24 protein-coding genes are annotated in these 24,029 nt (G+C 61.5%); 12 read left to right on the top strand and 12 right to left on the bottom strand.

Going from position 1 to position 24,029, the window contains the following annotated elements; all coding sequences use genetic code 11:
* Positions 1 to 136 precede the first annotated feature (136 nt).
* A complete protein-coding gene (locus AArcSt11_RS12520) occupies positions 137 to 1,546 on the top strand; it encodes a PAS domain-containing sensor histidine kinase (protein WP_250597501.1) in 1,410 nt (469 codons plus the stop codon).
* Here AArcSt11_RS12520 and AArcSt11_RS12515 read toward each other — a convergent pair.
* The 3 genes from AArcSt11_RS12515 to AArcSt11_RS12505 form a co-directional block, all read right to left on the bottom strand.
* Complete coding sequence (locus AArcSt11_RS12515; RefSeq protein WP_250597499.1) at positions 1,513 to 2,121, bottom strand: hypothetical protein; 609 nt, start codon at positions 2,119 to 2,121, stop codon at positions 1,513 to 1,515. The two genes, AArcSt11_RS12520 and AArcSt11_RS12515, sit on opposite strands and share 34 nt — an antisense overlap.
* The gene (locus tag AArcSt11_RS12510; RefSeq protein ID WP_250597497.1) at positions 2,121 to 3,203 is read right to left on the bottom strand and encodes a DUF3179 domain-containing protein; all 1,083 of its coding nucleotides are present in this window, start codon (positions 3,201 to 3,203) and stop codon (positions 2,121 to 2,123) included. Before AArcSt11_RS12510 ends, AArcSt11_RS12515 begins: the two co-directional genes overlap by 1 nt.
* A gap of 93 nt (positions 3,204 to 3,296) precedes the next feature.
* Complete coding sequence (locus tag AArcSt11_RS12505) at positions 3,297 to 3,914, bottom strand: hypothetical protein (RefSeq protein ID WP_250597496.1); 618 nt, start codon at positions 3,912 to 3,914, stop codon at positions 3,297 to 3,299.
* A gap of 78 nt (positions 3,915 to 3,992) precedes the next feature.
* Between AArcSt11_RS12505 and AArcSt11_RS12500 the strand changes: the two genes are divergently transcribed.
* Entirely contained in the window at positions 3,993 to 4,493 is a 501-nt protein-coding gene (locus tag AArcSt11_RS12500) for a GNAT family N-acetyltransferase (protein ID WP_250597495.1), read from the top strand.
* A 188-nt stretch (positions 4,494 to 4,681) separates the two neighbouring features.
* Positions 4,682 to 6,013: a glycosyl hydrolase family 28-related protein gene (locus AArcSt11_RS12495; protein ID WP_250597494.1), complete on the top strand. Its 1,332-nt coding sequence runs from the start codon at positions 4,682 to 4,684 to the stop codon at positions 6,011 to 6,013.
* An 18-nt stretch (positions 6,014 to 6,031) separates the two neighbouring features.
* On the opposite strand, the gene AArcSt11_RS12490 is transcribed toward AArcSt11_RS12495, so the two are convergent.
* Both AArcSt11_RS12490 and AArcSt11_RS12485 read right to left on the bottom strand, forming a co-directional pair.
* Entirely contained in the window at positions 6,032 to 6,898 is an 867-nt protein-coding gene (locus AArcSt11_RS12490) for a 2-oxoacid:ferredoxin oxidoreductase subunit beta (protein ID WP_250597493.1), read from the bottom strand.
* Positions 6,895 to 8,649, bottom strand: coding sequence for a 2-oxoacid:acceptor oxidoreductase subunit alpha (locus AArcSt11_RS12485; RefSeq protein WP_250597492.1), 1,755 nt, complete (start codon positions 8,647 to 8,649; stop codon positions 6,895 to 6,897). Before AArcSt11_RS12485 ends, AArcSt11_RS12490 begins: the two co-directional genes overlap by 4 nt.
* A 161-nt stretch (positions 8,650 to 8,810) precedes the next feature.
* Between AArcSt11_RS12485 and AArcSt11_RS12480 the strand changes: the two genes are divergently transcribed.
* Positions 8,811 to 9,443: an FAD-dependent oxidoreductase gene (locus AArcSt11_RS12480; RefSeq protein ID WP_250597490.1), complete on the top strand. Its 633-nt coding sequence runs from the start codon at positions 8,811 to 8,813 to the stop codon at positions 9,441 to 9,443.
* Between the two features lie 21 nt (positions 9,444 to 9,464).
* Here the strand turns inward: AArcSt11_RS12480 and AArcSt11_RS12475 are convergent, their stop codons facing one another.
* Together AArcSt11_RS12475 and AArcSt11_RS12470 are read right to left on the bottom strand one after the other, a co-directional pair.
* Positions 9,465 to 9,911: a glutaredoxin family protein gene (locus AArcSt11_RS12475; RefSeq protein WP_250597488.1), complete on the bottom strand. Its 447-nt coding sequence runs from the start codon at positions 9,909 to 9,911 to the stop codon at positions 9,465 to 9,467.
* Between the two features lie 97 nt (positions 9,912 to 10,008).
* Entirely contained in the window at positions 10,009 to 10,878 is an 870-nt protein-coding gene (locus AArcSt11_RS12470) for a hypothetical protein (protein ID WP_250597486.1), read from the bottom strand.
* A 120-nt stretch (positions 10,879 to 10,998) separates the two neighbouring features.
* On the opposite strand from AArcSt11_RS12470, the gene lysA reads away from it, so the two are divergent.
* The 3 genes from lysA (at position 10,999) to AArcSt11_RS12455 (ending at position 14,168) form a co-directional block, all read left to right on the top strand.
* Positions 10,999 to 12,234 (top strand): diaminopimelate decarboxylase, encoded by a 1,236-nt coding sequence (lysA, locus tag AArcSt11_RS12465; protein WP_250597484.1) that lies wholly within the window; start codon positions 10,999 to 11,001, stop codon positions 12,232 to 12,234.
* Positions 12,234 to 13,313, top strand: a complete 1,080-nt coding sequence (locus tag AArcSt11_RS12460; protein ID WP_250597482.1) for a M20/M25/M40 family metallo-hydrolase — start codon at positions 12,234 to 12,236, stop codon at positions 13,311 to 13,313. Before lysA ends, AArcSt11_RS12460 begins: the two co-directional genes overlap by 1 nt.
* A 72-nt stretch (positions 13,314 to 13,385) precedes the next feature.
* Positions 13,386 to 14,168, top strand: a complete 783-nt coding sequence (locus AArcSt11_RS12455) for an SIMPL domain-containing protein (protein ID WP_250597480.1) — start codon at positions 13,386 to 13,388, stop codon at positions 14,166 to 14,168.
* Between the two features lie 21 nt (positions 14,169 to 14,189).
* Here the strand turns inward: AArcSt11_RS12455 and purB are convergent, their stop codons facing one another.
* The gene (gene purB, locus AArcSt11_RS12450) at positions 14,190 to 15,572 is read right to left on the bottom strand and encodes an adenylosuccinate lyase (protein ID WP_250597478.1); all 1,383 of its coding nucleotides are present in this window, start codon (positions 15,570 to 15,572) and stop codon (positions 14,190 to 14,192) included.
* 168 nt (positions 15,573 to 15,740) lie between these two features.
* On the opposite strand from purB, the gene purH reads away from it, so the two are divergent.
* Positions 15,741 to 17,357 carry a bifunctional phosphoribosylaminoimidazolecarboxamide formyltransferase/IMP cyclohydrolase gene (purH, locus tag AArcSt11_RS12445; RefSeq protein WP_250597476.1) on the top strand — a complete coding sequence of 539 codons (1,617 nt, stop codon included), beginning with the start codon at positions 15,741 to 15,743 and terminating at the stop codon, positions 17,355 to 17,357.
* A gap of 166 nt (positions 17,358 to 17,523) precedes the next feature.
* On the opposite strand, the gene AArcSt11_RS12440 is transcribed toward purH, so the two are convergent.
* Entirely contained in the window at positions 17,524 to 18,957 is a 1,434-nt protein-coding gene (locus AArcSt11_RS12440) for an ATP-binding response regulator (RefSeq protein WP_250597474.1), read from the bottom strand.
* Between the two features lie 204 nt (positions 18,958 to 19,161).
* On the opposite strand from AArcSt11_RS12440, the gene AArcSt11_RS12435 reads away from it, so the two are divergent.
* Together AArcSt11_RS12435 and AArcSt11_RS12430 are read left to right on the top strand one after the other, a co-directional pair.
* Entirely contained in the window at positions 19,162 to 19,386 is a 225-nt protein-coding gene (locus AArcSt11_RS12435) for a hypothetical protein (protein ID WP_250597473.1), read from the top strand.
* An 81-nt stretch (positions 19,387 to 19,467) separates the two neighbouring features.
* Entirely contained in the window at positions 19,468 to 20,340 is an 873-nt protein-coding gene (locus tag AArcSt11_RS12430; protein ID WP_250597472.1) for a hypothetical protein, read from the top strand.
* Between the two features lie 3 nt (positions 20,341 to 20,343).
* On the opposite strand, the gene AArcSt11_RS12425 is transcribed toward AArcSt11_RS12430, so the two are convergent.
* Complete coding sequence (locus AArcSt11_RS12425; protein WP_250597471.1) at positions 20,344 to 20,505, bottom strand: hypothetical protein; 162 nt, start codon at positions 20,503 to 20,505, stop codon at positions 20,344 to 20,346.
* Positions 20,506 to 20,622: 117 nt separating this feature from the next.
* Here AArcSt11_RS12425 and AArcSt11_RS12420 point away from each other — a divergent pair, with 117 nt between their 5' ends.
* Together AArcSt11_RS12420 and ncsA are read left to right on the top strand one after the other, a co-directional pair.
* Positions 20,623 to 21,315 carry an alpha/beta hydrolase gene (locus AArcSt11_RS12420; RefSeq protein WP_250597470.1) on the top strand — a complete coding sequence of 231 codons (693 nt, stop codon included), beginning with the start codon at positions 20,623 to 20,625 and terminating at the stop codon, positions 21,313 to 21,315.
* Positions 21,316 to 21,363: 48 nt separating this feature from the next.
* On the top strand, positions 21,364 to 22,374 hold the full coding sequence (gene ncsA / locus AArcSt11_RS12415; RefSeq protein WP_250597469.1) for a tRNA 2-thiolation protein NcsA: 1,011 nt from the start codon (positions 21,364 to 21,366) through the stop codon (positions 22,372 to 22,374).
* A 15-nt stretch (positions 22,375 to 22,389) separates the two neighbouring features.
* On the opposite strand, the gene AArcSt11_RS12410 is transcribed toward ncsA, so the two are convergent.
* Together AArcSt11_RS12410 and ftsZ are read right to left on the bottom strand one after the other, a co-directional pair.
* Entirely contained in the window at positions 22,390 to 22,605 is a 216-nt protein-coding gene (locus tag AArcSt11_RS12410; RefSeq protein ID WP_250597468.1) for an Ig-like domain-containing protein, read from the bottom strand.
* A gap of 229 nt (positions 22,606 to 22,834) precedes the next feature.
* Entirely contained in the window at positions 22,835 to 24,028 is a 1,194-nt protein-coding gene (gene ftsZ, locus AArcSt11_RS12405; RefSeq protein WP_250597466.1) for a cell division protein FtsZ, read from the bottom strand.
* Between the last annotated feature and the right edge of the window lies 1 nt (position 24,029).

The following is a 24,029-nucleotide window of genomic DNA, read 5'->3' as shown; positions in this document are numbered from 1 at the left end:
ACCGCAAGATGGCACCTCACTACAGTTTTTGAAGTACAATACTTCGATTTTTGAAGTTGTCGTCGTACTGCGTTTTGCACGTCGGAACAGACAGTTTGCCACCACTCTTATACAGTTCCCGCGGCAATACGGGGGTATGCGTCGGTCCCTGGATTCATCGGATCAGTCGCTTCTCGCCTACACACAGGACAAGGTGAGCCTTGTCGACGAGTCCGGGGAGTTTCGGTACGTCAACGAGGCGGCAGGACGAATACTTGGATACGATCCAGAAACGCTCGTGGGTGAAAACGCGTTCGAGTTGATGCATCCCGACGACAGGGAGGCGTGTCGTGACTGCTTCGATCGGGTCATCACGAGCGACGAGCCAACGACCGAGACGACCCGCTATCGGTTTCGGGCGGCGGACGACTCGTGGGTCTGGATGGAGAGCCGGTTTTCGAACATTACGGACGACGATCTCGGCGGCTACGTCGTTAGCTCCCGTGATGTCACGGAGACGGTTCGAGCGGAGCAAAAACGCGATACAGCCGAGAGCCGATTGCAGGAGATCGCCACCACGATCAGCGACCCAGTCTGGATGTACTCGGGGGACTGGACGGAGTTGCTGTTCATTTCGCCCGCCTACGAGGAGATCTACGGCCAATCGATCGAGACCCTGCGAGAGGATCCGCTTGCCTTCCTCGATACGGTTCATCCGGACGACGTGCCATGTGTGGAAGACGCTATGGGGCGAATGGCGGAGGGAGAATCGGTGAACGTCGAGTATCGGGTGAACGCCGAAGCCGACTACGACACGTACGTCTGGGTACAGGGTGAACCAATCGTCGAGGACGGGGAGGTCCACCGAATTGTCGGGTTCACCCGTGATATCACCGACCGACATCGGCGGGAGCGACAACTCACGGTTATGGACAACCTGTTGCGGCACAATCTCCGGAACGATCTGTCCGTCATTCTCGGAAAGGCAAACCAGATAGAACAGAGCGGCGACGAGGAGATGGCAGGCCACGCAGCAATCATTCGCCAGTTCGGGACGGATCTGCTCGCGACCGCGGAGAAGCAACGAGCGATCATCGATCTCCTGACGGGGATTCAGCGACCGGGTACGATCGACGTCGCCGAGACAGCCGAGCAGGCAGCACGGAACGTCTCAGAACGGTATCCGGCGGCAGCCGTTCGGATCAGCACCCCCGGTTCGATCGAGGCACAGGGACTGGCGGAGCTGCAAGCAGCATTCGTCGAGTTGCTAGAAAACGCACTGGAACATACCGAATCCGGAGATTCGGCTGTCGATGTCGAGATCCGGGTAGAGGGAGACGACGTGCTCGTCCGATTTACCGACGACTGTCCGCCGATCCCCGACGAGGAGTACCGTGTCCTGACGGGCGAAAAAGAGATGACGGAGGTCTATCACAGCACCGGGCTCGGTCTCTGGCTCGTCTACTGGGCGGTCGACCTCTCCGGCGGACAGGTTACATTCAGTCGGGCGGCGGACGGAAACGAGATCACGATTCAGCTGCCCCGAGCGGCCGACGACTCCATGTGAGTCCTGTACAGCGTCGGATCGATTTTCCCGGCAAGGCAGACGAGCGAGCCGATAAGCAGGACGATGCCGATCGGCAGGAGCCACGTCATCGCGGTGAGCAACAGGCCGCTGGCCTGAATCCCCAGCACGACCAGCACGACGGGTGCACAGCAGGCGCTCCCCGAGAGCAGGGCCGGGATCGAGGCGAGCAGCCCCGAGCCAGCGCCGATCCCACAGGAACGGGGCTGCGTGATGGCCAGATAACTGAGCGCGAGGTTGATACCGACCAGCGCGGCCAGTCCAAGCCCGAGCAGCGTATTCAGCGGCGAAAACAGGAGCCGAAACGGCTCCAGATCGACGAACGCGACGGCCTCGAACGACGCTGGCCCCGTCCGGCCGAGCATATGAACGAGCGGCTCCTCGACTGGCACCTCGATGCCCACGCCGACACCCTCCCTGATACTCAGATCGCCGATCGCGTACAGATAGCCCAGCAGGTAGACGAACGCGACCCCGATAGCGATCAGCAACGACTCTCCGCGGGTCAGCGCCGTCCTGATGGCCCCGATCGTCAGCGAGAGTCGCTGCCGAACCATCAGTCGTAGACCTCCGTGTCAGGGTAGATCCCCGTCCACGCGAACCACATTGCGTCGAGCCGGAGACTGCGCTCCAGCGGCAGTTCGTCGGGGGCGTAACTCGCCCCGTCCTCGTGGAGACGGCCGTCGATATACTCGAAGGAGCGCTCGTCGGGATTCGCGTAGACGTAGCCGGTGTCGAGCCGGGGGTCGTAGACGCCGAGGTAGGGCTCGCCGTCCACGACCGGCTCCACGATGGACTCCGAGCGCAGACGATCCTTGTGGATCGCAAGCGGGCCGTCGGGCGTTCGCGCACAGATGAAGATGGTCTTGGCCTGATGGCGGTCGTCGCTGACTATCGGGGCAAACATCGGCCCGCCATCGTCGTAGTAGCCCGTCGTCGGAGTGTAACTGCCGTTGTATGGATCGCTCCCGTAGTCACGGACGTAGCCGGTCTCGTCGGTCAGGACTCGCGTGTCCGGATGCCGGTCGCGCCACTGCTGCCAGGTAGTCCAGATTACGGGGAACTCCCGGAGTGAGTTGCCGTCGTGTGGTCCGTCGATCGCCACGGCCGGCACCTGGGGCCACCAGCTTTCGGACTCGCGATCGTACATGATCAGATTGCTGTTGACCAGCCGTCCGGAGACCCCAAACTCCGTCCCGCCGCGGAAGAACCCCTGTGCAGTCCCGGTCAGTGGACAGTACGTGACGCTGATGGACTCGCCGCCCAGTTCCGTATTGACGATTTCGTGATAGACGAGCACTGTTCGGGGATAGGCGGCCGTTTCCCCGTTCATTTCCACGCCGAAGACGATCTCGTCGTCCGCCGGGACGGCATCGCTACCAGCATCCGTGTAAACGGGCTCGTCGATCGAGGGGATGCCGTCCTGTGGGACCCCGCCGTTGGCGACCTCCTGGCGCATCGCGGCGGTCGAGTGGGCCATCTCGATGGGCGGCTCGGTCGTCGGTGGATCGTCGGGTGGGTCCTCATCCCGACTGCCCGCTTCGGGACCGTCGCTACCGTCTGGCCGGTCCAGACAGCCAGCGAGGGCGGCGACTGCACCGGCCGCGAGAGCACGACGCCGCGTAAGTTCCGGGGGCATACAACCCACTTTGGGAGACATCAATATCAGCAGTGCCCTCGCGTGCGTATTCGATGCACACCCGAGACCTGTGAGAAGCGCCCGGCCTGCCGGTTAGCTCTCGCTCGACTCTTTATGCTCGATCGCCGCGAGTGAGTCGACGTAATCCTCGTGGGCGACCCGGATCACGTAGCTCGCTGCCATCTCGGCGCGCTCCCAGTTCTTCCCTGTACAGATCGTATCCAGCAGGGAGAGGCCGGTGTGAAGGGTCGCTTCGGTTTCGTCCCGTAGCTCGACGAACAGCGCCGCTCGCTCGCCCTCGAAGTACTCGATCAACCGGGCGTGAGTCCGCAGGCTAACGAGCGACCGGCCGACCATCCCCGTGGCGACCCGCTGAATAGTCTCCTCTCGCCCGCGGAGATACGCATGTAGCGGACCGCCGTCGGCGGGCTCGTAGTCTTGCGATAGCTCATCAACAACTAGCTGGTAGTGACGGTGTTCCTGCTGGGCGCTATCCTCGAAGGCATCGCGTGCAGCGGCGTCCTGCTCGGTCTCGGCCCACTGCTCGAACGTTCGCTGGGCAGCGTGTTCGCTGTTGGCCGCCGCTTCGAGTAGCGGGGTTGGCGTCGGCTTGCCGTCCGCGAGCGCGACGAGCAGTTCCGGCGAGTCGAATGCGCCCAGTCGCTCCGCATGCTCGCGTTCGAGTCGGTCTCGAAAGGCGTCGCCGTCCATACCTTCGCTATGGCTCAGGACCGTTTGAACGTTCGTGCTCGCCCCCAGGGTTTTGTCAGTGGGACATGATCCGGTTGTATGGAGGAACTGATGGTTCGTGATGCGATTCCCGAAGATATCGAAGGGATCACCCGCGTCGCCGAACAGGGCTGGACGACCGCCTATCGAGACGTGCTCGCCGACGCGACCATCGAGGCTGCGCTGGCCGAGTGGTACGATCCCGCCCTCACCCGCGAGCGCATCGAGGACGACGACGTGACGTACCTCGTCGCCGCGCAAGCGGATACTGTGGTCGGCTACGCGAGCGGCGCTGCACACGACAGTACGGTCGTCGGTCTCGGATCGATCTACGTTACACCCGACCGCTGGGGCGATGGGATCGGAACGGCGCTGCTCACAGAGTTCGAGAGGCGCTGGTCGACCCGCGGCTACGACGTGGTCCAGCTATACGTCCTCGCGGACAACGATGTCGGCCAGTCGTTCTACCGCTCGCAGGGCTACGAGGCCGTCGAAGAGCGTGAGGCGGATCTGTTCGGGGAAATAGTGACGGATCGTCGATACCGCAAAAAGTTAGGCTGAGCGACTCTATTGAAACCCTTCAACCCTGATAATTGCTGAATACAGGGAGCGAATGCAGCGCCTATAAGTGTGACCGATAGAAGCAAGATACCATCAAGTGCGGTGATCTAACGAACACGAAAGTTTACAATCTGTTAAGCAAACCGCAACTCATGAATCGATCACGGATGCGGCGGCGATCCGTTCTCATGGCAGCCACGGTGGGAGCCGGAATGCTTGCAGGCTGCAGCAACCGTACTCCGTTTGCTGAGGAGGCAGACTCCAGTCCGTCAGGAGAGCCTTTCGCGTATACTGTTACAGCGCACGGGATCGAGGGAGATGGTGAGACCGAGGTCGGTGGTGCTGTACAAGACCTTCTTGATACTGTTGCCAGCGAGGGTGGTGGCGTTATTTATTTCCCACCGGGACGGTATCTGTTCGAGCAGACTCCGCTGGTAGGTTCCGATACGACACTTTTGGGTGCAGGTAGATCAACGGTCTTCGAAGGCGTCCGGCCTGCTGGTGATGAAGGACGAGCACTCCTTACCAACAGAGGCTACGACGAAAGGGGATATGGGGGTGCCTCGAACTGGAGTGTTCGAAACATTCGAATCGATTCCCCAAGCTCGAACGGAATCATGCCAGCACACGCCGAAAATGTTAGATTAGAGAACATCTACGGCGACGCTATCCTGTACCATCATATCGATATTGTTTCCTCACGAAACGTCACTGTTGACGGCTACTGGGCGAGCCGTGGTGGAGAGGCTGACTCAGATGCCCCGCTTCAGTTTGACGCTCAAAAAGAAGGCATCTCTGCAAACAGGGTCTGGGACGGCACGAACGACACACTGGTGGAAGATGATGGTACCCCCACAAAACGCTGCACAGTCCGGGATTTTGAAATCAATGCCGAGAACGGTCCGTCCCATGGCGTCCACATCCACCGGGGGGAACACGAGTTACTCACGATTACAGACGGGATCATCACCGGCTGTCAGTACACTGGAATTCGCTCCGATCCCGGTGAGTCAATCCAGGGAATGACCGTCAATAACGTCTCATGTCTTGAAAACGCACGAGGCATTACGCTTGGACACATCAAAAGTGGACGTGAAGAGTTGACAATAAACAATGCAACAATACAAACGGAGAGCGCTGAATTGGCTGCTGGATCGGGACTGTATGGGGCTGGATTCAATGGTGCCAACATCTCGAACGTCACCGTTGAGGGAGCGTTCACCAACTCCATCATCTTCGACGACATGGAGAATCTACGAATGAACAATATAACCGCGACGGGGGGTGTAGATCAGGCGTTTAGATTCCGTGACAACGTTGCTGTCACGCTCATAACCTCCCAGGCAACTGATTGCGGGGGCGCAGGCATCTATGTAGGTCCTGAAAGTACCCTTACGTATGGCGGTGTACAATTCGATAACGTCGGCAGTAAAATTGTAGTCGATGGGGAGATAGCAGAATGGGACGTATCAGCCAAAGCGTCGCTTTCCAGGAATTTCAACAGAGCCGGCCAACCGTAACGGTCGGACGGTGAACCGTCAGTAGAACTCCCGAACCAGATCCATCGCGCCCTCGGGCGCGCCGTCCGGGATGTCGGCCTTGTTCGCCTCGACGCCGTGGCGCTCGTTGTACGGTACCGACTCCTTGTCCTGATAGAGCACGCCCATGTACTCCTTGTCGGCATCCGTGATTGCGTCTTTGGCCTGCTCGCGATCCGTCGGATCGTAGTCGTCGTCCTCGGCGACATCGACCAGCGAGTCACGGAAGTAGTCGTAGGTGTCGACGTCGTTGAACGTCACGCAGGGACTGAAGACGTTGACGAACCCGAACCCGTCGTGTTCGACTGCCTTCTGGACGATTTCGGCGTGTCGTAGCGCGTCGGAACTGAACGACTGGGCGATGAAGGATGCACCCGAGGCCAGCGCCAGAGCAAGGGGGTTGACCGGAGGCTGTTTCGAGCCATCCGGCGTGGTCGAGGTCTCGAAGTCCTCGCGACTCGTCGGCGAGGCCTGCCCCTTCGTCAGCCCGTAGATGCGGTTGTCCATCACGACGTAGGTCATGTCGACGTTCCGGCGGACGGCGTGAACGAAGTGGCCCGCACCGATCGAGTAGCCGTCGCCGTCGCCGCCAGCGACCATCACTTCGAGGTCGGGGTTGGCGATCTTGACGCCGGTGCCGACCGGCAGTGCGCGGCCGTGGACGCCGTGCAGCGCGTAGCTGTGCATGTACGTCCCGATCTTGCCGGAACAGCCGATCCCGGCGACCACGAACGTGTTGTCCGGGTCGTTGCCGGTGTTGGCCAGTGCTTTCATCATGCCGTTCATCGTCCCGAAGTCCCCGCATCCGGGACACCAGGTCGGCTGCTTGTCGGATTTGAAATCTGTGAATCGAACGTCGGAACTCATGCTTTTACCTCCGTGTCTGCGGCGAGTGCTCCCCTGATCTCCTCGGCCAGCTCGTCGGCCTTGAAGCGCACGCCAGTGTACTTGTTGATCCGTTTCACCCTCGTCAGTACGTCGTGCTCGATCAGATCGGCGAACTGGCCGGTCTTGTTACACTCGACGACGATAACGTCCTCGGCGTCTTCGACTGCGTCCGTGAGATCCGGCCGCGGGAAGATGTACGGCACCGAGAGCACGCGGACGTCGATCCCCTCGTCCTCCAGAAGATCGAGCGCCTCGACGAGTGCACCCTCGTTCGACCCCCACGAGATGACGAGCGTGTCGGCGTCGGTCTTGCCGAACTCGCGGCAGTCGAAGGTCTCCCGTTCGCGGGCTGTCTCGACTTTGCGCTGCCGTTTGTCGACCTGTTTGACGCGCATGTCGGTACTCTCGGTTCGACGGCCGAGCTCGTCGTGTTCGAGGCCGGTCGACATGTGTGCCCCGTCGGCCGTCCCTGGGAGCGAACGAGGACTGATCCCGTCCTCGGTGTCGGCGTGCGCGCGGAACCGTCCCTCCTCGTCGAGCCACTCATCGACGTCGTCCTCGTCGACGACCTTTCCGCGCTCGACCTCGACGTCGTCCATGTCGAACTCCATCGGGTCGAACGTTTCCTCGGTGACCGCAAGCGCGAGGTCCGAGACGAGATAGACCGGAAGCTGGTACTTTTCTGCGAGGTTGAACGCCTCAACCGTTTTGTGGAAACACTCCGAGATCGTCGTCGGCGCGACGACAAAGCGTGGCACCTCGCCATGCCCGCCGTACAGCGTCATGTTCAGGTCGCCCTGCTCCTGTTTGGTCGGCATCCCGGTAGAGGGGCCGGACCGCATCACGTCACAGATCACGAGCGGCGTTTCGCTGGTCGCCGCGAGGCCGAAGGTTTCTGCCATCAGATCGATTCCCGGACCGGACGTCGCCGTCATTGACCGGGCACCGGCGCGGGCCGCTCCGAGCGCCATGTTGATCGCCGACAGCTCGTCTTCAGCCTGAATGACGTGGCCGCCGTACTGCTCGATTCGGCCGATCAGGTAGTGCATCACGTCCGTCGCGGGGGTAATGGGGTAGCCGGCGTAGAACCGACAGCCAGCAGCGATCGCTCCCATTCCGATGGCCTCGTCGCCGTTGAGCAGGACGTAGTCGTTGTCGGTCGTCTCCAGCTCGTAGTCGAACTCACCGTAGTGCTCCTGGACGTGATCCCGGCCCAGGCGTGCTGCATCCTTGTTGTTCTCGACGATCTTCGAGCCCTTGTCACCGAAGCGCTTTTCGAGGGACTCGTCGAGGTTCTCGATTGGGAACGAGGCGATCTCACAGGCCGCTCCGAGCGCGACCGTGTTCGCCATAATTGCCCCGCCAGCGTCCTCGGCAAGCGATTTGAGGGGGACGCTCACACCGGTGATCTCGTCGGGAATCTCCGCCTCCCACGAGCGCTCGCCGTCGTAAATGATGACGCTCTCCTCGTGGAGTTCGTCGAGGTTCTCGTCGATCGTTCGCTGTGTCAGTGCCACCAGCAGATCTAACCGGTCGACGACGCTCTGGACCTTCTCCGTCGACGTTCGAATCTTGTAGGCCGTGTATCCGCCGCGAATCCGGGACGCGAAGTCCTTCGACGTAAAGACGTGACGGCCAGCGCGCGACAGCGCCTGAGCGAAGATTTTCCCGGTAGAGTCGATCCCATCACCGGCTTCTCCGCCGATCGCCCAGTTCAGATCTGATGGCATGTATTGAGACCCGAGTTGTCTGCGACACGGCAAAAGCCTTCTGAAACACCTACCCAATAATTTATGTGGAATCGGTCCATGACCAATTCCGTGTTGCCGGGAGTGGATTGTAACGGTGCTCCAAACACAACCCATTAGGGACCGAACGGCGTAGTTCGTCCATGGACGAGACCGAGGTCGCGGTTCGCGCGGTCGCCACCGTCGGACCGGAGACGATCGCTCTGGAACTCGAAACGCCCACCGACTTCGACGCGAAGCCCGGTCAGTTTGTCAGGCTCTACGGTACCGTCGACGGCGAGGAGATCGCTCGCTACTACACTCTCTCCTCGCCGGACGTCGAGGATACCTTCGAGATCACCGTGGGGGTCGATCCCGAGGGGGACCTCTCACCGTGGCTGGCCGATCGGGAAGCGGGCGACACGCTGCGGATCGAGGGTCCCTTCGGGAGTGTCGCATACGAGGATGGGGACGTTGTCGTACTCGCGGGCGGACCGGGCGTCGGGCCTGCTGTCGGCATCGCCGAAGCAGCCACCGAGACGGGCAACGACGCAGTAATCGTGTATCAGGACGACGCGCCAGCCCACGAGCAGCGCCTGGACGCGCTGGTCGAGGCCGGTGCGGACGTTACGATCATCGGCGAGGATACCGGGGCGTTCACCACTGCCGTCGCGTCGGTCGTCGACGAGGGGCAGCTGTACGTGTTCGGCTTCCAGTCGTTCGTCGAGGCGGCCCGGGACGCGGTCAGCGATGCCGGAGGGGACTTCGATGCTGCAGCGGTCGAAAGTTTCGGGTAGTCCGCTGGACTGACTGCCCCATCACACGACAGCAGATGGCTGACAGCCCGACTCCTCGCGACAGTCCGACACCTTGGCCTGGATAGCGTCCCTGATATCTGATGAGTCCCCGATCCAGTGCTCACTTCCGATCACCGTCGTCGGGACGGCTTCCCGCTGGATGTTGTACTCGTCGATGACGTCGTGAAACAGCTCTCTATTTTCGGCATCGTTGTACACCTCCAGCGCAACGACATCCGTTTCGGAGGTCGCAGCAATCTCGTCGATAAACCCCTTCTGATCGTCACAGACGGGGCAGCCGTCCCCCCAGAACCAGTACACGACCACCGCGGCATCCGCACTGTCGGGCGAGGTTACCGCCTGCTCGGGCGTCTCGCCGCCGTCGCCGAGACAGCCAGCGAGACCTGCACCCAGACCCACCGTTCCACACAGCCGTAACACTGATCGCCGCGAGCGAAGACTGGCCATACACTCGGCTTCGAACATAGCTCATAAATCGATTTCGGCGTCGACCAATCGATTTCGGAGGCGACCGTCAATCGCAGGCGTGCCCACGTCGCTGTCATCAACCCGATATGGCGACTACGGATCGATCGATGATGACGATTACCACTGTCAGCAGCACCGATAGGAGGACGACTGAGCCGGTCATGCTCACACTCTCCAGAAGATCAGGATAGACGAGAATGCTGCCACCGAGAAACAGCATCATGACTCCTGCAAACAGTTTGAGAACGCGTCCGCGGGATTCGCCGTATTCGACACGCCGCATGGTCGTAACTGCGGCGAGAAACACCAGAAGCTCCAGGGAGAGATACGTGAGTACGTAGGTCAACAGGAGTCCGACGTACGACACGCCACTCACGTTCGCTTCGACGACGAGACTGGACCAGATGAGTGGGAACCCTGCTGTACAGGGCAGTTCGATCAGCGCAACGCCCCCCGCAAACAGCGCAGTGAACACGACAGTGGTTATCGTCCCGTCGCTCCGGATCAGTTCCCGCGTACGGGCGACGATCCGTGGTTTCACGCGATCGGGAATCGTCAGCGAGACCCCCCGCCCGAACGCGATGTATTCTTTGAGGCTCACCACGGCAAACGCGAAGGCAACCGTCGCGACGACGTACCGAATAACGTCCAGATGGGCAACGTAGTGAAACGCACTGAGCAGCCCGGCGATAAACAGTCCGTAGATCCCAGCAGTGACGAGGAGAAACGTCGTCCCGACGAGGACTACCCTGCCCCTGCCGGAGTGGCTAACGAGACCGATCAGAACGACCAGCACCCACAGCGAGCAGGGGTTAAAACCGTCGACAAGCGCGATCAGGATCGTCGACAGCACGACCGAGTGCTCTTCGAGATCAACCTCCCCAACTAACGGGACGTTCACGACCTCCGCGAGGATCAATCCAGTAACGATCGGATCGACTGGCACTGCCGGAAAGGCGGGCCGTATTCCCACTTAGCGTTACTGGTGATTCTCCCTCGGTGAGACGCGGAGGATCGGGGCCACCGAACCAGAACATTCAGGGCCGCGACGGCCAATTGGCGGGTAATGACTGATCACGCCGACTCGCCGCCAGTCCGGCGGCTGGCTGACTGGGACGCCGATCTGCTCACACGGCTCGCGACCGAACACGGAACACCCCAGTACGTGATGGATCTGGATCGCGTAAAGGAAAACTACGCCCGCTTTTCGGCGGCGTTTCCCGACGCCCACGTGATGTACGCTGCGAAGGCACACACCGGAAAGGCCGTCCTCGAAGCCCTGCTGGATGTCGGAGCGGACATCGAGTGCGCTGCGTGGGGCGAACTCCAGCGCTCGATCGACGCCGGTGCTGACCCGAACACGCTCCAGTACACCGCGGTCAACCCGCCGGACCACGACCTCGATTACGCCGTCAATCTCGCCGAGGACGCGCCGGGACTTACGATTACGATCGGCGCGACGGACACGCTCGACCGGCTGGCCGACCGCGGCTACGACGGACGGGTCGCCATCCGGATCAACCCCGGCATCGGCACCGGCCACCACGAAAAAGTCGCCACAGGTGCGGACGCGAAGTTCGGTATCCCCTACGAGCAGGTCCCCGAGGTCGCAGAGCGCGTCCGCGAGGAGTTCGATCTGGTCGGGCTACACGCCCACGCGGGCAGCGGCGTTCTTACCGATGGGCTCGAAGACCACTGCAAAGCCATCGAGCGCGTCGGCGAGATGGCGCGACGGGTGGGCGACAACGAGCTGGAGTTCGTCGACGTCGGCGGCGGCTACGGCGTCCCCTATCGCGAGGAGGAACCGCCGCTCGATCTGGACGTCGCCAGCGAGATGGTTCGCGATGCGGTCGGTGAGCTCGATGCAACGCTCAAACTCGAACCGGGCCGGTACATCGTCGCCGACGCCGGGCTGATCCTCACCACTGTAAACACGATCAAGGAAGCGCCCGATACCACTGTGGTCGGTGTCGACGCCAGCCTCGCAACGCTCATTCGCCCGGCGATGTTCGGCTCGTATCACCCGATGTACAACGTCTCCGCGCCTGACCGCGATCCCCACGAAGTGACAGTCGGCGGCCCGGTCTGTACCAGCGCGGACGTCTTTGCCCACGATCGACCCATTGCGCGACCCGAGCGCGACGACGTGCTCGCTATCGGGAACGCTGGCTCCTATGGGTACGAACTCGCGAGCCAGTTCCACTCCCAGCCGCGTCCGCCCGAGATTGCACTCGAAGATGGTGAGGCCCGCGTCGCTCGCCGCCGTGAGACGCTGGACGACGTGACTCGCGTGGAGCAGTAATGACGTTCGACATCGAGACGTTCCACGCCGACGCAGTACAAACACCCTCTCACGAGTCCGTTACCGAGATGCGCAGCCTGCTCGTCGATCGGCTTCGTGCCGAGGGGTACGAACCTGACAGCGACGACCTCGGCAACGTCGTCGCGACGCGGGGGGACGACGACGGCCCTCATATTGTGCTCAACACCCATATCGACACCGTCCCGCCGCATCTACCATATGAACGTGATGGGGACATCGTCCGCGGGCGTGGAGCCTGCGACGCGAAGGGTCCACTCGCCGCCCTGCTCGCCGCGTTTCTGCGGGCAGAGATGGAACAGGGACGGCTCACGCTGGCGATCACGCCGGACGAGGAGACGACCCAGACAGGAGCGAAAGCCCTGAGCGAGCGTCTCGACGCGGACGCCTACATCGTCGGCGAGCCGACCGGCCTCGACGTCTGTATCGGCGCACGTGGGCAATGTGAAGGCAGGATCGTCGTCGAGGGCGAGAGCGGACACGCAGCGGATGTCGACCGGTCACGAAACCCGGTCCACGCCGTTTCGACGGTGCTCCGTGCCCTCGAAACGTACGACGAGATCGAAGGGCAGGATGCGGACCCAGTGCTCGGCGCGCCGAAGCTGACACCCACGGGACTCGCTGGCGGCGACGCGCCGAACCGGGTGCCCGACCAGGCAACGATCACGTTCGATCGTCGGAACGTGCCACCCGAGACCAGCGACGCGTTCGCGGCCGGGTTACAGGCCCACCTCGATCAGCACGTCTCCGAACCGATCACGGCAACAGTCGAGTTGATCCGGCCCGACACGCCGTTTCCCGATCCCTTCGTCACTGACGAGGGTGCCTCGCTCGTCGAGCGACTTCAGGCGGCGAGCGGCGGCGAGGTCCGCGCGTTCGGCGCTGCCACCGAGGCATCGTACTTCGCCCGCGACGCGCCGACCGTCGTCTTCGGTCCCGGCACGCTCGCCGACGAGGACGGTGCAGTGGCACACTCCGAGCGAGAGTACGTCTCGCTGGAGGAGGTTCATGCGGCGGCCGATGCAGTCACTGAGACGGTCGAGTCACTGCTCGGCGAGTAAGCCGACGAGAAGACTACAATCGCGGTTTTAGCCTACGGCAGTTTAACTGTGCTACCAGTACTCGGCGTACGTATGCAGCGACGCAAACTACTGCTCACGGGTGGTGCGGTGGCATCGACCGCGTTCGCCGGCTGTCTCGGCGGTTCCGATGCTGAGGAAGAACCCGGCGACGACACCGACGGCTCCGAGCGAACGATTACGGTATCGGAATCGGGCGAAGTACACGCCGATCCCGACCTCGCAGTCCTGCAGGTCGGTGTCGAATCGACGGGCGACGATGCCGAGGGCGTCCGGGACGATCTCGCCGAGCGCGGCGACGCCCTCTACGACGCGCTAGTCGAGTACGGGATCGACGAGGACGACATCACGACCGACCGGTTCCGGATCCGCGACCGGATCGATCACCAGCGGATGCGCGAGGACGGCGTCGAACCGGACTCCGAGGAGGAACTCGAACCCTACGTCTACTACGTCGGGACGCACGCCTACCGCGTCGAGGTCCACGCAGTCGACGACGCCGGAGAAGTGGTTGACACAGCGGTCGACGCGGGAGCGGATACAGTCGGGAGGATCGAGTTCACGCTCTCGGAGGACAAGCGCGACGAGCTACGACAGAACGCGCTGGAAGAAGCGCTTGACGACGCCGACGCGGAGGCCGAGTTCATCGCCGACCAGGTCGACGCCACAGTCGTCGAAGCGAAACACGTCGACACATCAGGCGGCGGCGTCAGCCCCGTCCACGAGGAGTACGATCTCGCGGAGGACGACGCTGCAGATACGGCGCCCGAAACCACGCTTGAACCGGGTGACGTGACGGTGAGTGCGTCCGTCGACGTGCAGTACGAGATGGGGTAGGCGTCCCGGTCGGTCCAGACGCTACTCGATGTCGTCGACGAGTCGATCAGCGATACCGACGTAGGTCTCCGGCGAGAGCGCCTTGAGTTCGGCTTCGACGTCGTCGTCGATATCGAGCTCTTCGAACAGCGCGCGGAAGTCCTCGATCGCCACACGTTCGCCGCGGGTGAGGGCTTTGACCTGCTCGTAGGCGTCCTCGTGGCCCTCGCGTCGGAGGATCGTCTGGACGGCCTCGCCGATGATTTCGGGCGTGTTCCGGAGCTCATCGCGCATTACCTGCTCGTTGGGGACGACCTTGTCGAGGCCGTTCTGGAGCTTGGTGTAGCCGATCAGGCAGTGCGCGAGCGCACCGCCGATGTTGCGCTTGACGGTCGAATCGGAGAGATCGCGCTGGAGCCGGGAGGTCGTGACGTAATCGGCGAGAAACTCCAGGTCGGAATTCGCTTTCGAGAGGTTCCCCTCGCTGTTCTCGAAGTCGATCGGATTGACCTTGTGGGGCATCGTCGAGGAGCCGGTTTCGCCCTCGGTCGTCTCCTGTCCGAGATAGCGATCGGAGATGTAGAGCCACATGTCGAGATCCAGATCGAGGACGATGGAGTTTGCCCGACGAAGCGCATCGAACAGCGTGGCGAGGTCGTCACAGGGATTGACCTGCGTCGTCGGCGAGACGTACTCCAGATCCAGTCCGGTGACAAAGCGCTCGGCGACCCCGCGCCAGTCGATATCGGGGTAGGCCGCGACGTGAGCTGCGTAGGTGCCGCTTGCCCCGCCGAGCTTTCCGGCGAGGTTCTCGGTCGCTCGCTGTACCTCCGAGATAGCGCGGCCGAGTCGGGCGGCGTAGACTGCCATCTCCTTGCCGAAGGTCGTCGGCGTCGCCGGCTGGCCGTGGGTCCGGGCCAGCATCGGGAGGTCGCGGTACTCGCGGGCCAGTTTCGTGAGGTCGTTCCGTGCGCTTAGCAGTTCGGGGAGGACGACCTCCTCCATCGCGTCGCGGACGAGCAGTCGGTGGGCGACGTTGTTGACGTCCTCGCTCGTCAGCCCGAAGTGGATCCATGGCGAGATGTGTGCAAGGTCCCCGGAGAGTTCGTGGCGAATAAAGTACTCGACGGCTTTGACGTCGTGGTTCGTCGCGTCGAATCCGGCATAGCCCTCGGTTTCGAGTTTCTTGATGACGTTCGCGTCCTCTTCGGTGAAATTCTTGTACAGCGAACGGAGCACCTGGCGCGCCTGTGTGCCAAGCTGGAGGTCGATCCCCTCGGTGTCGGCGAGTGCGATGAGATACTCGACCTCGACGCGGACGCGCGCTCGCATCAGGCCTGCCTCGCTGGCATACGGCGACAGCGGTGCGGTGCGACCGGCGTAGCGACCGTCCAGCGGCGAGACGGCGTACAGGGATTCTGTCATGGGAAATGCTGGCCCGGCCGAAAGCAAAAGCGTGTCGGAACGAAGAGCCACGGATGTGAACAGATTGGGTCTAACATCGGAAGATACGGGTAAAAGATATACATGTACATGTATACTCTGCCCGGTCGTATCGCAACTACTTTTGTCGACGCGCTCGCTCACTCAGCTATGACACGGATCGCGGGCATGGCGAGCAATCGTGGCCGAAACCTCATGCACATCGCGGATATCGCGCCCGGCGGCGCGGAGTTTGCGGTCATCTTGACCAACGACGCCGACGCGCCGGTCGTGGAAAAAGCCGAGAAACGCGGTATTCCAACCGAAGTCGTCGAACGCGAGGACGGCGAGAGCCGACAGGCCCACGAGGCGCGCATCAACGACGCGCTGGCCGACTACGAGTTCGAACTCGTCTGTCTCGATGGCTACATGCGGATCCTCACCGGCGAGTTCCTTGACGCGCAGCCGACGACGTTGAACGTGCACCCATCCCTGCTTCCTGCCTTCCCCGGCATGGACGCGTGGGGCGACGCGCTGGATTCGGGCGTCTCCGTCTCCGGCTGTACGGTCCACATCGTCACCGACGCGACCGACGACGAGGGAGAGGTCGTCGAGAGCGAGGTAGATGGCGGCCCGGTCGTGACTCAGGAGCCGATCCCCGTCTACGAGGGCGACGACGAGGATAGCCTTGCAGAGCGGATCCTCTATCAGGGCGAGTTCGCCGCCTACCCGCGTGCGGTGCGCTGGTTCGCCGAGGGCAACGTCGACGTCAACCTCGACGCTGGCGAGGTCACGGTAGCCTCGGATACGGCTGAACAGCTCCCCCAGCGTCACGTCGAAACAGCCGATCGGGCGGCCGAACTGCGCTACGGGGAGAATCCCCATCAGGACGCCGCGGTCTACGTCGATAACACCTGTGAGGAGGCCAGCATCGTCGGCGCACCCCAGTTGAACGAGGGGGCGAAGGGGATGTCGTACAACAACTACAACGATACGGATGCCGCGCTGGGCATCGTCAAGGAGTTCGACGACCCGGCCTGCGCTGTCATCAAACACACAAACCCGGCGGGCTGTGCGACTGCGGACACGCTTGCGGAGGCCTACGAGCGCGCCCTCTCGACCGACGCCAAGAGCGCCTTCGGCGGCATCGTCGCGCTGAACCGGGTCTGTGACGTCGATACTGCCGAGCAAGTCATCGATTCGTTCAAGGAGGTTGTCGTCGCGCCGGGCTACACCGACGACGCGCTCGACGTGCTCACGGAAAAAAAGAACCTGCGTGTCCTCGATGTCGGCGAGTTCGGCGAGGGGTACGAACCGCTCACCCAGAAGGATCTCGTCGGCGGGCGACTGATCCAGCAGCGCGACGATCAGAAACTCTCCGCCGAGGACCTGGAGGTCGTCACCGAACGCGAGCCGACCGACGAGCAGATCGACTCGATGCTCTTTGCCTGGCAGACGATCAAACACGTCAAATCGAACGCGATCCTCTTCGCCAGCGGTACCGAGACCGTCGGCGTCGGCGCGGGACAGGTCTCGCGCGTCGACGCGGTCGAGATCGCCACAATGAAAGCCGAGCGCGACGCAGAAGGAAAGTCAGCGGAGGGCGCAGTGATGGCTTCAGACGCGTTCTTCCCGTTCCCGGACGGCATCGAGAAAGCCGCAGAAGCGGGCATCGAGGCTGTGATTCAACCCGGTGGGTCGGTCAACGACGAGGACGTCATCGAAGCCGCCGACGAACACGATATCGCGATGGTAATGACCGGCCAGCGGTGCTTTAGACATGACTGAGCGTTAGCGAGGGAATGTCGAAAGCTCGAAAGACGACCGGAGGGAGTCTTTCGGTGTTTCCGCCACGACTAGTGCGGAAAGTCGAAAGACGACCGGAGGGAGTCTTTCGGTGCTTTAGAATGACTGAGCGCAGCGAAAAAATATCTGAGGCTCGAAATCACCGGCCTCACTCCGATTCGATCGAGAGTGAATCGATCCCGGTGATCTCGAAGCGTGCGCCGCCGCTGGAACTTTCGGTTGCCACGATTTCCCAGCCGTGTGCATCGACGATCTGGTCGACGATTGCCAGCCCGAACCCGCTCCCGTGCTGTGACTCAGTATGTCCGCGCTCGAAGATGACATTCCGCTTGTCGGCAGGGATTCCTTGCCCATCGTCCTCGACGTAGAACCCGGTTCCGTCGTCGATCAACCCAACCGTTACCATCACATCCTCGCCTCCGTGGCCGGTCGCGTTCCGTAACAGGTTCTCCAGCGCCTCGCGCAGCCGCGAGGGGTCACAGTCGAGCGTTGCGCTGCCCTGGATATCGAGTCGTGTTGCATCCAGAACAACGTTTCGAGCCCCCGACCGGACGAGTTCTTCGAACCCGACCTGTGACCGTTCGTCGATAGTCTCGCCTTCCTTTGCGAGCGCGAGCAGTTCGTCGATGAGCACGGCCATCTCGGAGACTGCCTCCGACGCAATGTCGAGATACTGGCTGTCACACTCCTCACGTGCGAGGTCGATGTTCCCATCGGCAATGTTGAGGGGGTTACGCAGGTCGTGTGCTACCGTCGAGCTGAACTGCTCTAGCTGTTCGTTTTTGAGAACGAGGCTTTTCTCGTGAGATTTCTGCTCGGTGATATCGCGGGTAAATCCGGCGACATAGTCCAGGTCGCCGTTCTCGTCGAATCCCGGCCGACATCGTGATTCGACCCAGAGACGAATATCATCGGAGTAGTTCACCCGATATTCAATCCGTAGTGGCTCTCCATCCGAAACCCGCTCCATCGCCCGCTGCACGCGGTCCCGATCGTCCGCAACCACCTGCGCGAGAAATGACGAGGGATCAGCTCGAAGCTCCTCAATCGAGTGGCCGAATGTCTCCTCGTAGGCGGAGTTGGCAAATCGAAGCTCCGACCAGTCGGCCGAGAATACCCACAGAACATCTTCGGTCGTCTCGGCGATGTCTCGAAGCTGTCGATCCGTATACTCCACCGTTCGACGTGCGCGGATGTGCTCAACGTGTGTCGTGATCTTGTTTGCCAGCAGTGCGGACTGGTTGCCGATCGCTTCCTGGATGATGTAATCGGTGACGCCCGCGCTGATGCTCTCGCTCGCAACGGATTCGTCGCCCGTTTCGGTGAACAGTATAAACGGGATCTCGTCGTCGTCCGCACGGACGGTTCGGAGAAAATCGAGCCCGTTTCGGTCGGGCATGTAGTAATCGCTCAGAATGCAATCGATGTCGTCGGTTCGCAGGATCGAAAGCCCGTCTTCGACGGAGTCGGCCCTGTGGATCGTCAGGTGGTCGCGTTCCCGTTCGAGACGTGTACTGACCAACCGAAGCAGTTCGGGGTCGTCGTTGACGTATAGAACGGAAATCGGCTCGTTCGTCGTCACTATGTGATATCTATTCTGCGTATAGATGAGGTTTTGGTCCGTACAGACGTGCGTGGGTGGCCGGAGTCGGAAGGGGAGAAACAACATAAACAATTATTAAGGATAAGCTCACAGTGGTAGATACGATGCACACATCTGTAGCAGTACGCGACCCCTCTTTCTGACCCACGTCCAGTAGCCGACCGATCCACCGCAGTTCATTCAATGCCAGCCAACACGCAGACAACACGACGAGCCGTCAGAACGACAAGTGAAACCGCCGATCGCCACGCCACACCGGCCACAGAGACCCCTGACAGTGAGAGCGCCGTACCCACGGAGCAGACCGAGGCAAGCGCCGACGCGCCGGCGATGTTTGGCAGTACTGAGGTTGTACTGCCGAACCTGTTCGATCGAAATAACGAACTCGTCACACCCGACACGGAGTAACAAGAATACCTCATAGAAGAGGAATGTCCAGCAAGCGGCCAGTATCTTCATATATAATCATGCAAACCGATGAGATGAGAAATGCCCCCCTCGACGGACGGTGGCGAGGAGAAGCCCCGAACAAGCCGCAGGGCGGTGCTTCAGTCGGTCGGTGGGGGGATTGGCGTCCCAGCAGGCGTCAGCGCAGGTGGGTACCTGACGGACCGCCGGTTCACCGACGAAGACGGGGATGGGATCCCCGATAGCAAAGAACGCTCCGACTCGTTTCACCGCAGGTTCGTCGGCCTGTTCGGTCGAGACCAGTTTGAGGGCCTTGACCCGGAGCGACGAGACCTTCTGCTCGATATCAGATACGTCGGAGGGGCATCGATCGACCAGAGAACGAAACGCAACATCGAAAAGCGCTTCCGCAAACACGGGATCTACGCGCAGTGGCTCGACTACCCGCACCGATACGAACGCGATCGGATCGAACGCGAGTACGGCTGGAACGCCAGGACGTTGCTCTGGGATCGAACCGGCCTGTATCACGACGAAGTCGAACCGTTTGTCCGAGATGTTGCGGTGCAGGTCTTCGTTATCCCCGGGCACGAGTTCGAGGGGTACGGTGGACTGGTCTACAGCCCCTGGGCCAACCTGCTCGGTGGCGGCGTCGACGGCCACGTCAACGGGTTCAGTGTCGGTAACCGGGCGGTTGTCTGTGATCGCGAAGATCAGTGGGAACAGGAACGGCTCCTTTTCCACGAGATTGCCCACCTCACACTGTGTCATGACGACGACCCCGACAACACGGGCGTGATGGGCACCAACGAGGAGATCGCGCTGACCGCCGACGAATGGGACACCCTCCGAACGAACCTCGATGCGGTTCGGGATACGACCGGTTACGATATCGCCTTTCGGAGATGTCTCTGGGAAGGATGTCTCGACGGTGTGACTGACCGTCTCCGGTGATACTCACCGACCGGTCGAGACATCCGTACTCCCACACTCCGGACAGCGGGTCAGCGTTCCGATTGATACCGCATCGAGTCGGTCCCACTCGTCGCTTCCGGGTGGTGCCTCGAACCCGCAGTTCCAGCAGTGCGACAGCGTCGCTAGCTCCGTATTCCGGGCCATATGTCGATCTTCGACGGACACGATCATAATCTTCGAGGGTGTGCTACCGAACCGCTTGATTCACGAACGAGTGATCCAGCGCCAACGCTTATACTTCCCGTCGATGAAGACCAGTCTGTGCGCCGACAGACGTTCGACGGAGGCTCCGACGACGAACTCGTGTTTGTCCTCGGCTGGGGGAACAGAATCGATCACGAGAACGTGCAGTGGCTACTAGACGAACTGACAGCGGAGTATCGCGTCACAGTCTTCGAGATTCCGGACACGATCGATGACTTCGTCGAGGAGTACGTGCTCCCGGTAGAGCGCTACGTCGAGACGCTCGACTCGTTCCGGCTGCTGGGTCATAGCACTGGCGGCCTGATCGGGCCGTATCTCGACGACGCCGAGACCCGGACCTATCTCAGCCCGTGGTGGGGCTATGCCGAGAACCAACAGGGGCCAGCACTATCGCTCGTCAGAAAACTGCCGATATCGGTACCGATCGTCCCCACAGAGGTGACCGACAGAGACGCGATTGGCGAGTTAGCCACGGATCGACAGCTCTCGGACGGAGCCGGACGCGCCGCGCCGTCGTTCCTCCGGGAGATACGGTACGCTCAGCGCGCCCTCCCACCGATCAGCGAGGATTCCGTCGTCTTCTGTACGCTCAGTGATCGACTGGTCAGTACGCGGGCAATCGGGGATCGGGTCCCATCGGATCGGATCCGGCTGTACGACGGCGGCCACGAACTGTTCTCCTCGCCTGACCGCGAGCGGCTAATCGACACGCTGCTCGCCGCCGTTCGAGACGGTCCGGACGCGCTGTAAGACGCCGAGCCGAAACGGTGATACCGCTCACGCGGTTACGCTCTCCCAATGGACTGCACCAAGTGCGACCGCGAGGCCGTGATGCATGCGGCGTACTCGGGATCGCATCTCTGCGAGGAGCACTTCTGCGAGTCTGTCGAGAGCCGCGTCCGCCATCGCATCCGGGAGGACAGTCTGGTTCCGCGCTCGGCCACTCCCGAGAACCCACAGCGATGGGTGATCGGCCTCTCGGGCGGGAAAGACAGCGTCGTCCTCACGCAGATCCTCGAGGACACGTTCGCGAAGGATCCACGAATCGAGCTGATCGGGCTGACGATCCACGAGGGGATCGAGGGCTACCGTGACAAAAGCGTCGACGCCTGTGAGGAACTGGCCGCCGAACTCGACCTGCGCCACGAACTGGTCACATATGAGGAGGAGTTCGGCGTCCGGATGGACGACGTCGTGGAGAAAGATCCGGAGAATATGGCGGCGTGTGCGTACTGTGGCGTCTTTCGGCGGGACCTCCTCTCGAAGTACGCGGATGAGCTCGACGCCGACAAACTGCTAACCGGACACAACCTCGATGATGAGGCCCAGACCGCTCTGATGAACGTCCTCGAAGGGAACGTCGAGCAGATGGCCAGTCACTTCGATGCGAGCCTCGGCGACTTCGATGACCGTGATCTACCGGACTCCGAAGACAGGTCGCCTGGCTCCCGGTCGGATCAGGATGTGTTCGTCCCGCGGGCGAAGCCCCTCCGGGATATCCCCGAAAAGGAAGTCGCGCTCTACGCACACCTCCGGGATCTGCCCGCTCATATAACGGAGTGTCCACACTCCAGCGAAGCCTACCGCGGGGAGATTCAACAGCTGCTCTACGACCTCGAAGAGAACCATCCCGGAACCCGGCATTCGATCATGTCCGGCTACGAGGAACTGGCTGCGCTCGCAGCCGACAGTTACAACGACGACAGTGAAGGAACGACGGAAACCCAGGAGTGCGTCGAGTGTGGTGCGCCGACCACGCGCGAGCGCTGCCGGAAGTGCGCGCTGGTCGATTCGGTCCAGTCGGTGTAAGACGGGGAACTCCTCTCACTCGCAGTCGTCGGAGTCGAACACAACCTCGTCGTCCCGAATCCGGATTCGTAGCTCCTGATCGTCACAGCCCTTCTGCTCGAGGTCGTACGTCGCCGTCTCCTCGTCGATGGTCACTTCGACTTCGAACTCCGTCCCTGCCAGCGCGTTTTCTTCCCGGCGAGTCTCACCCGAGTCGAGTTCGTACTCCCGGGCAATGACGAGCTCTCCCATTGTGTACATCCGAAAGTCGATAGCTACCCCCTCGGATCGCTGGTTTTCGATGTCATACGTGGTATGTCCGTCCTCATTCTCCGTACATCCAGCTATCGCTCCGAATGTGAGCCCACAACTGGCGGCCAGCAGCCGACGCCGAGAGGTGCTGATCGTCACTATACATCGCTGTTAGTGATGCGAGTAAATCAGCGTTTCCGAACGACGCCGCCGGAAAAGGAAGATTCAGCTACCGGATGACGTCGAGGCCGTTTTGCTTCTCGACGGTATTCTTTCCGCCGTCGCTCTGAGCGCCAAAGTTACCCTGACTTCCCGAGTCGTCGAGATTCTGGCTGGCGTCAAAGGATGCTTCGTTCGCGCCCTGGAGACTCTCGCGGGACTTGTTGGCCTGCTTTTGCGTCGTCGGACCAAGCACCTGCGCGCTCTGGACGCCGGTCATGATCGCCATCACGCGGACCTTGCCCTTGTACTCCTCCTGGATTCGGGCCCCCCAGATGACGTTCGCGCTGGCTTCCAGTCGCTCGGTAATATTGTCCGCGATGCCCTCGGCCTCCTTCAGTGTGAGGTCGGGGCCGCCAGTAATGTGAACCAGCCCGCCGCTCGCGCCGCGGTAGTCGACATCAAGCAGTGGATGGTTCATCGCGTCCTTGACTACTTCTTCTGTCTTGTTCTTGTCCTGTGTCTCGCCGACGAGCATCACTGCGACGCCACCCTGGTTCATGATGGTCGTCATATCGGCGTAGTCCAGATTGATCAGACTCGGCTGGGTGATCGTTTCCGAGATTCCCTTGACCGTCTCGGCGATGATCTGGTCCATCACCGAGAAGGCCTTGCCGATCGGCAGATTTGGCACGTACTCCAGCAGACGGTTGTTGTCGAGTACGATGATCGAATCGGCCTCGTCGCGCAGTTTCTCCAGCCCCTCCTCGGCCTTGACCGTCCGTGCGCGCTCGACGTTGAACGGCGTCGAGACCATACCGACGACGATCGCACCCTGTTCTTTGGCGATCTTCGAGACGACCGGTGCTGCTCCGGTCCCGGTCCCGCCACCCATCCCTGCGGTGACGAACACGAGATCGGCGTTACCCAGTACTTCCTTGACCGTTCCCTGGGCCATCTCGGTAGCTCGCTCGCCCATCGATGGGTCGCCACCTGCTCCGAGTCCGTTTGTCAGGGACTTGCCGACGAGGATCTTCGTGTCGGCCTCGATCATCTTGAGGTGCTGTTTGTCGGTGTTGATCGCAATGGTCTCGGCACCTTCGACGCCGATATTGTACAGCCGATTGACCGTGTTGTTCCCGGCACCGCCAGCACCGACGATCACGATCCGAGGATCGCCAAACTCGTCGTCGTCTGCCGCAGCGTCCATCTCCCGTTTCTCCTCTTCGGCGTTTTCAAGCGCATCCTGAACAATATCCTGCATA

The sequence above is a fragment of the Natranaeroarchaeum aerophilus genome, from assembly GCF_023638055.1.
GTDB classification, from domain to species: Archaea; Halobacteriota; Halobacteria; order Halobacteriales; family Natronoarchaeaceae; genus Natranaeroarchaeum; species Natranaeroarchaeum aerophilum.
Note: the sequence above shows the minus strand (reverse complement) of the source record. Positions and strands in the feature narration are given on the sequence as shown.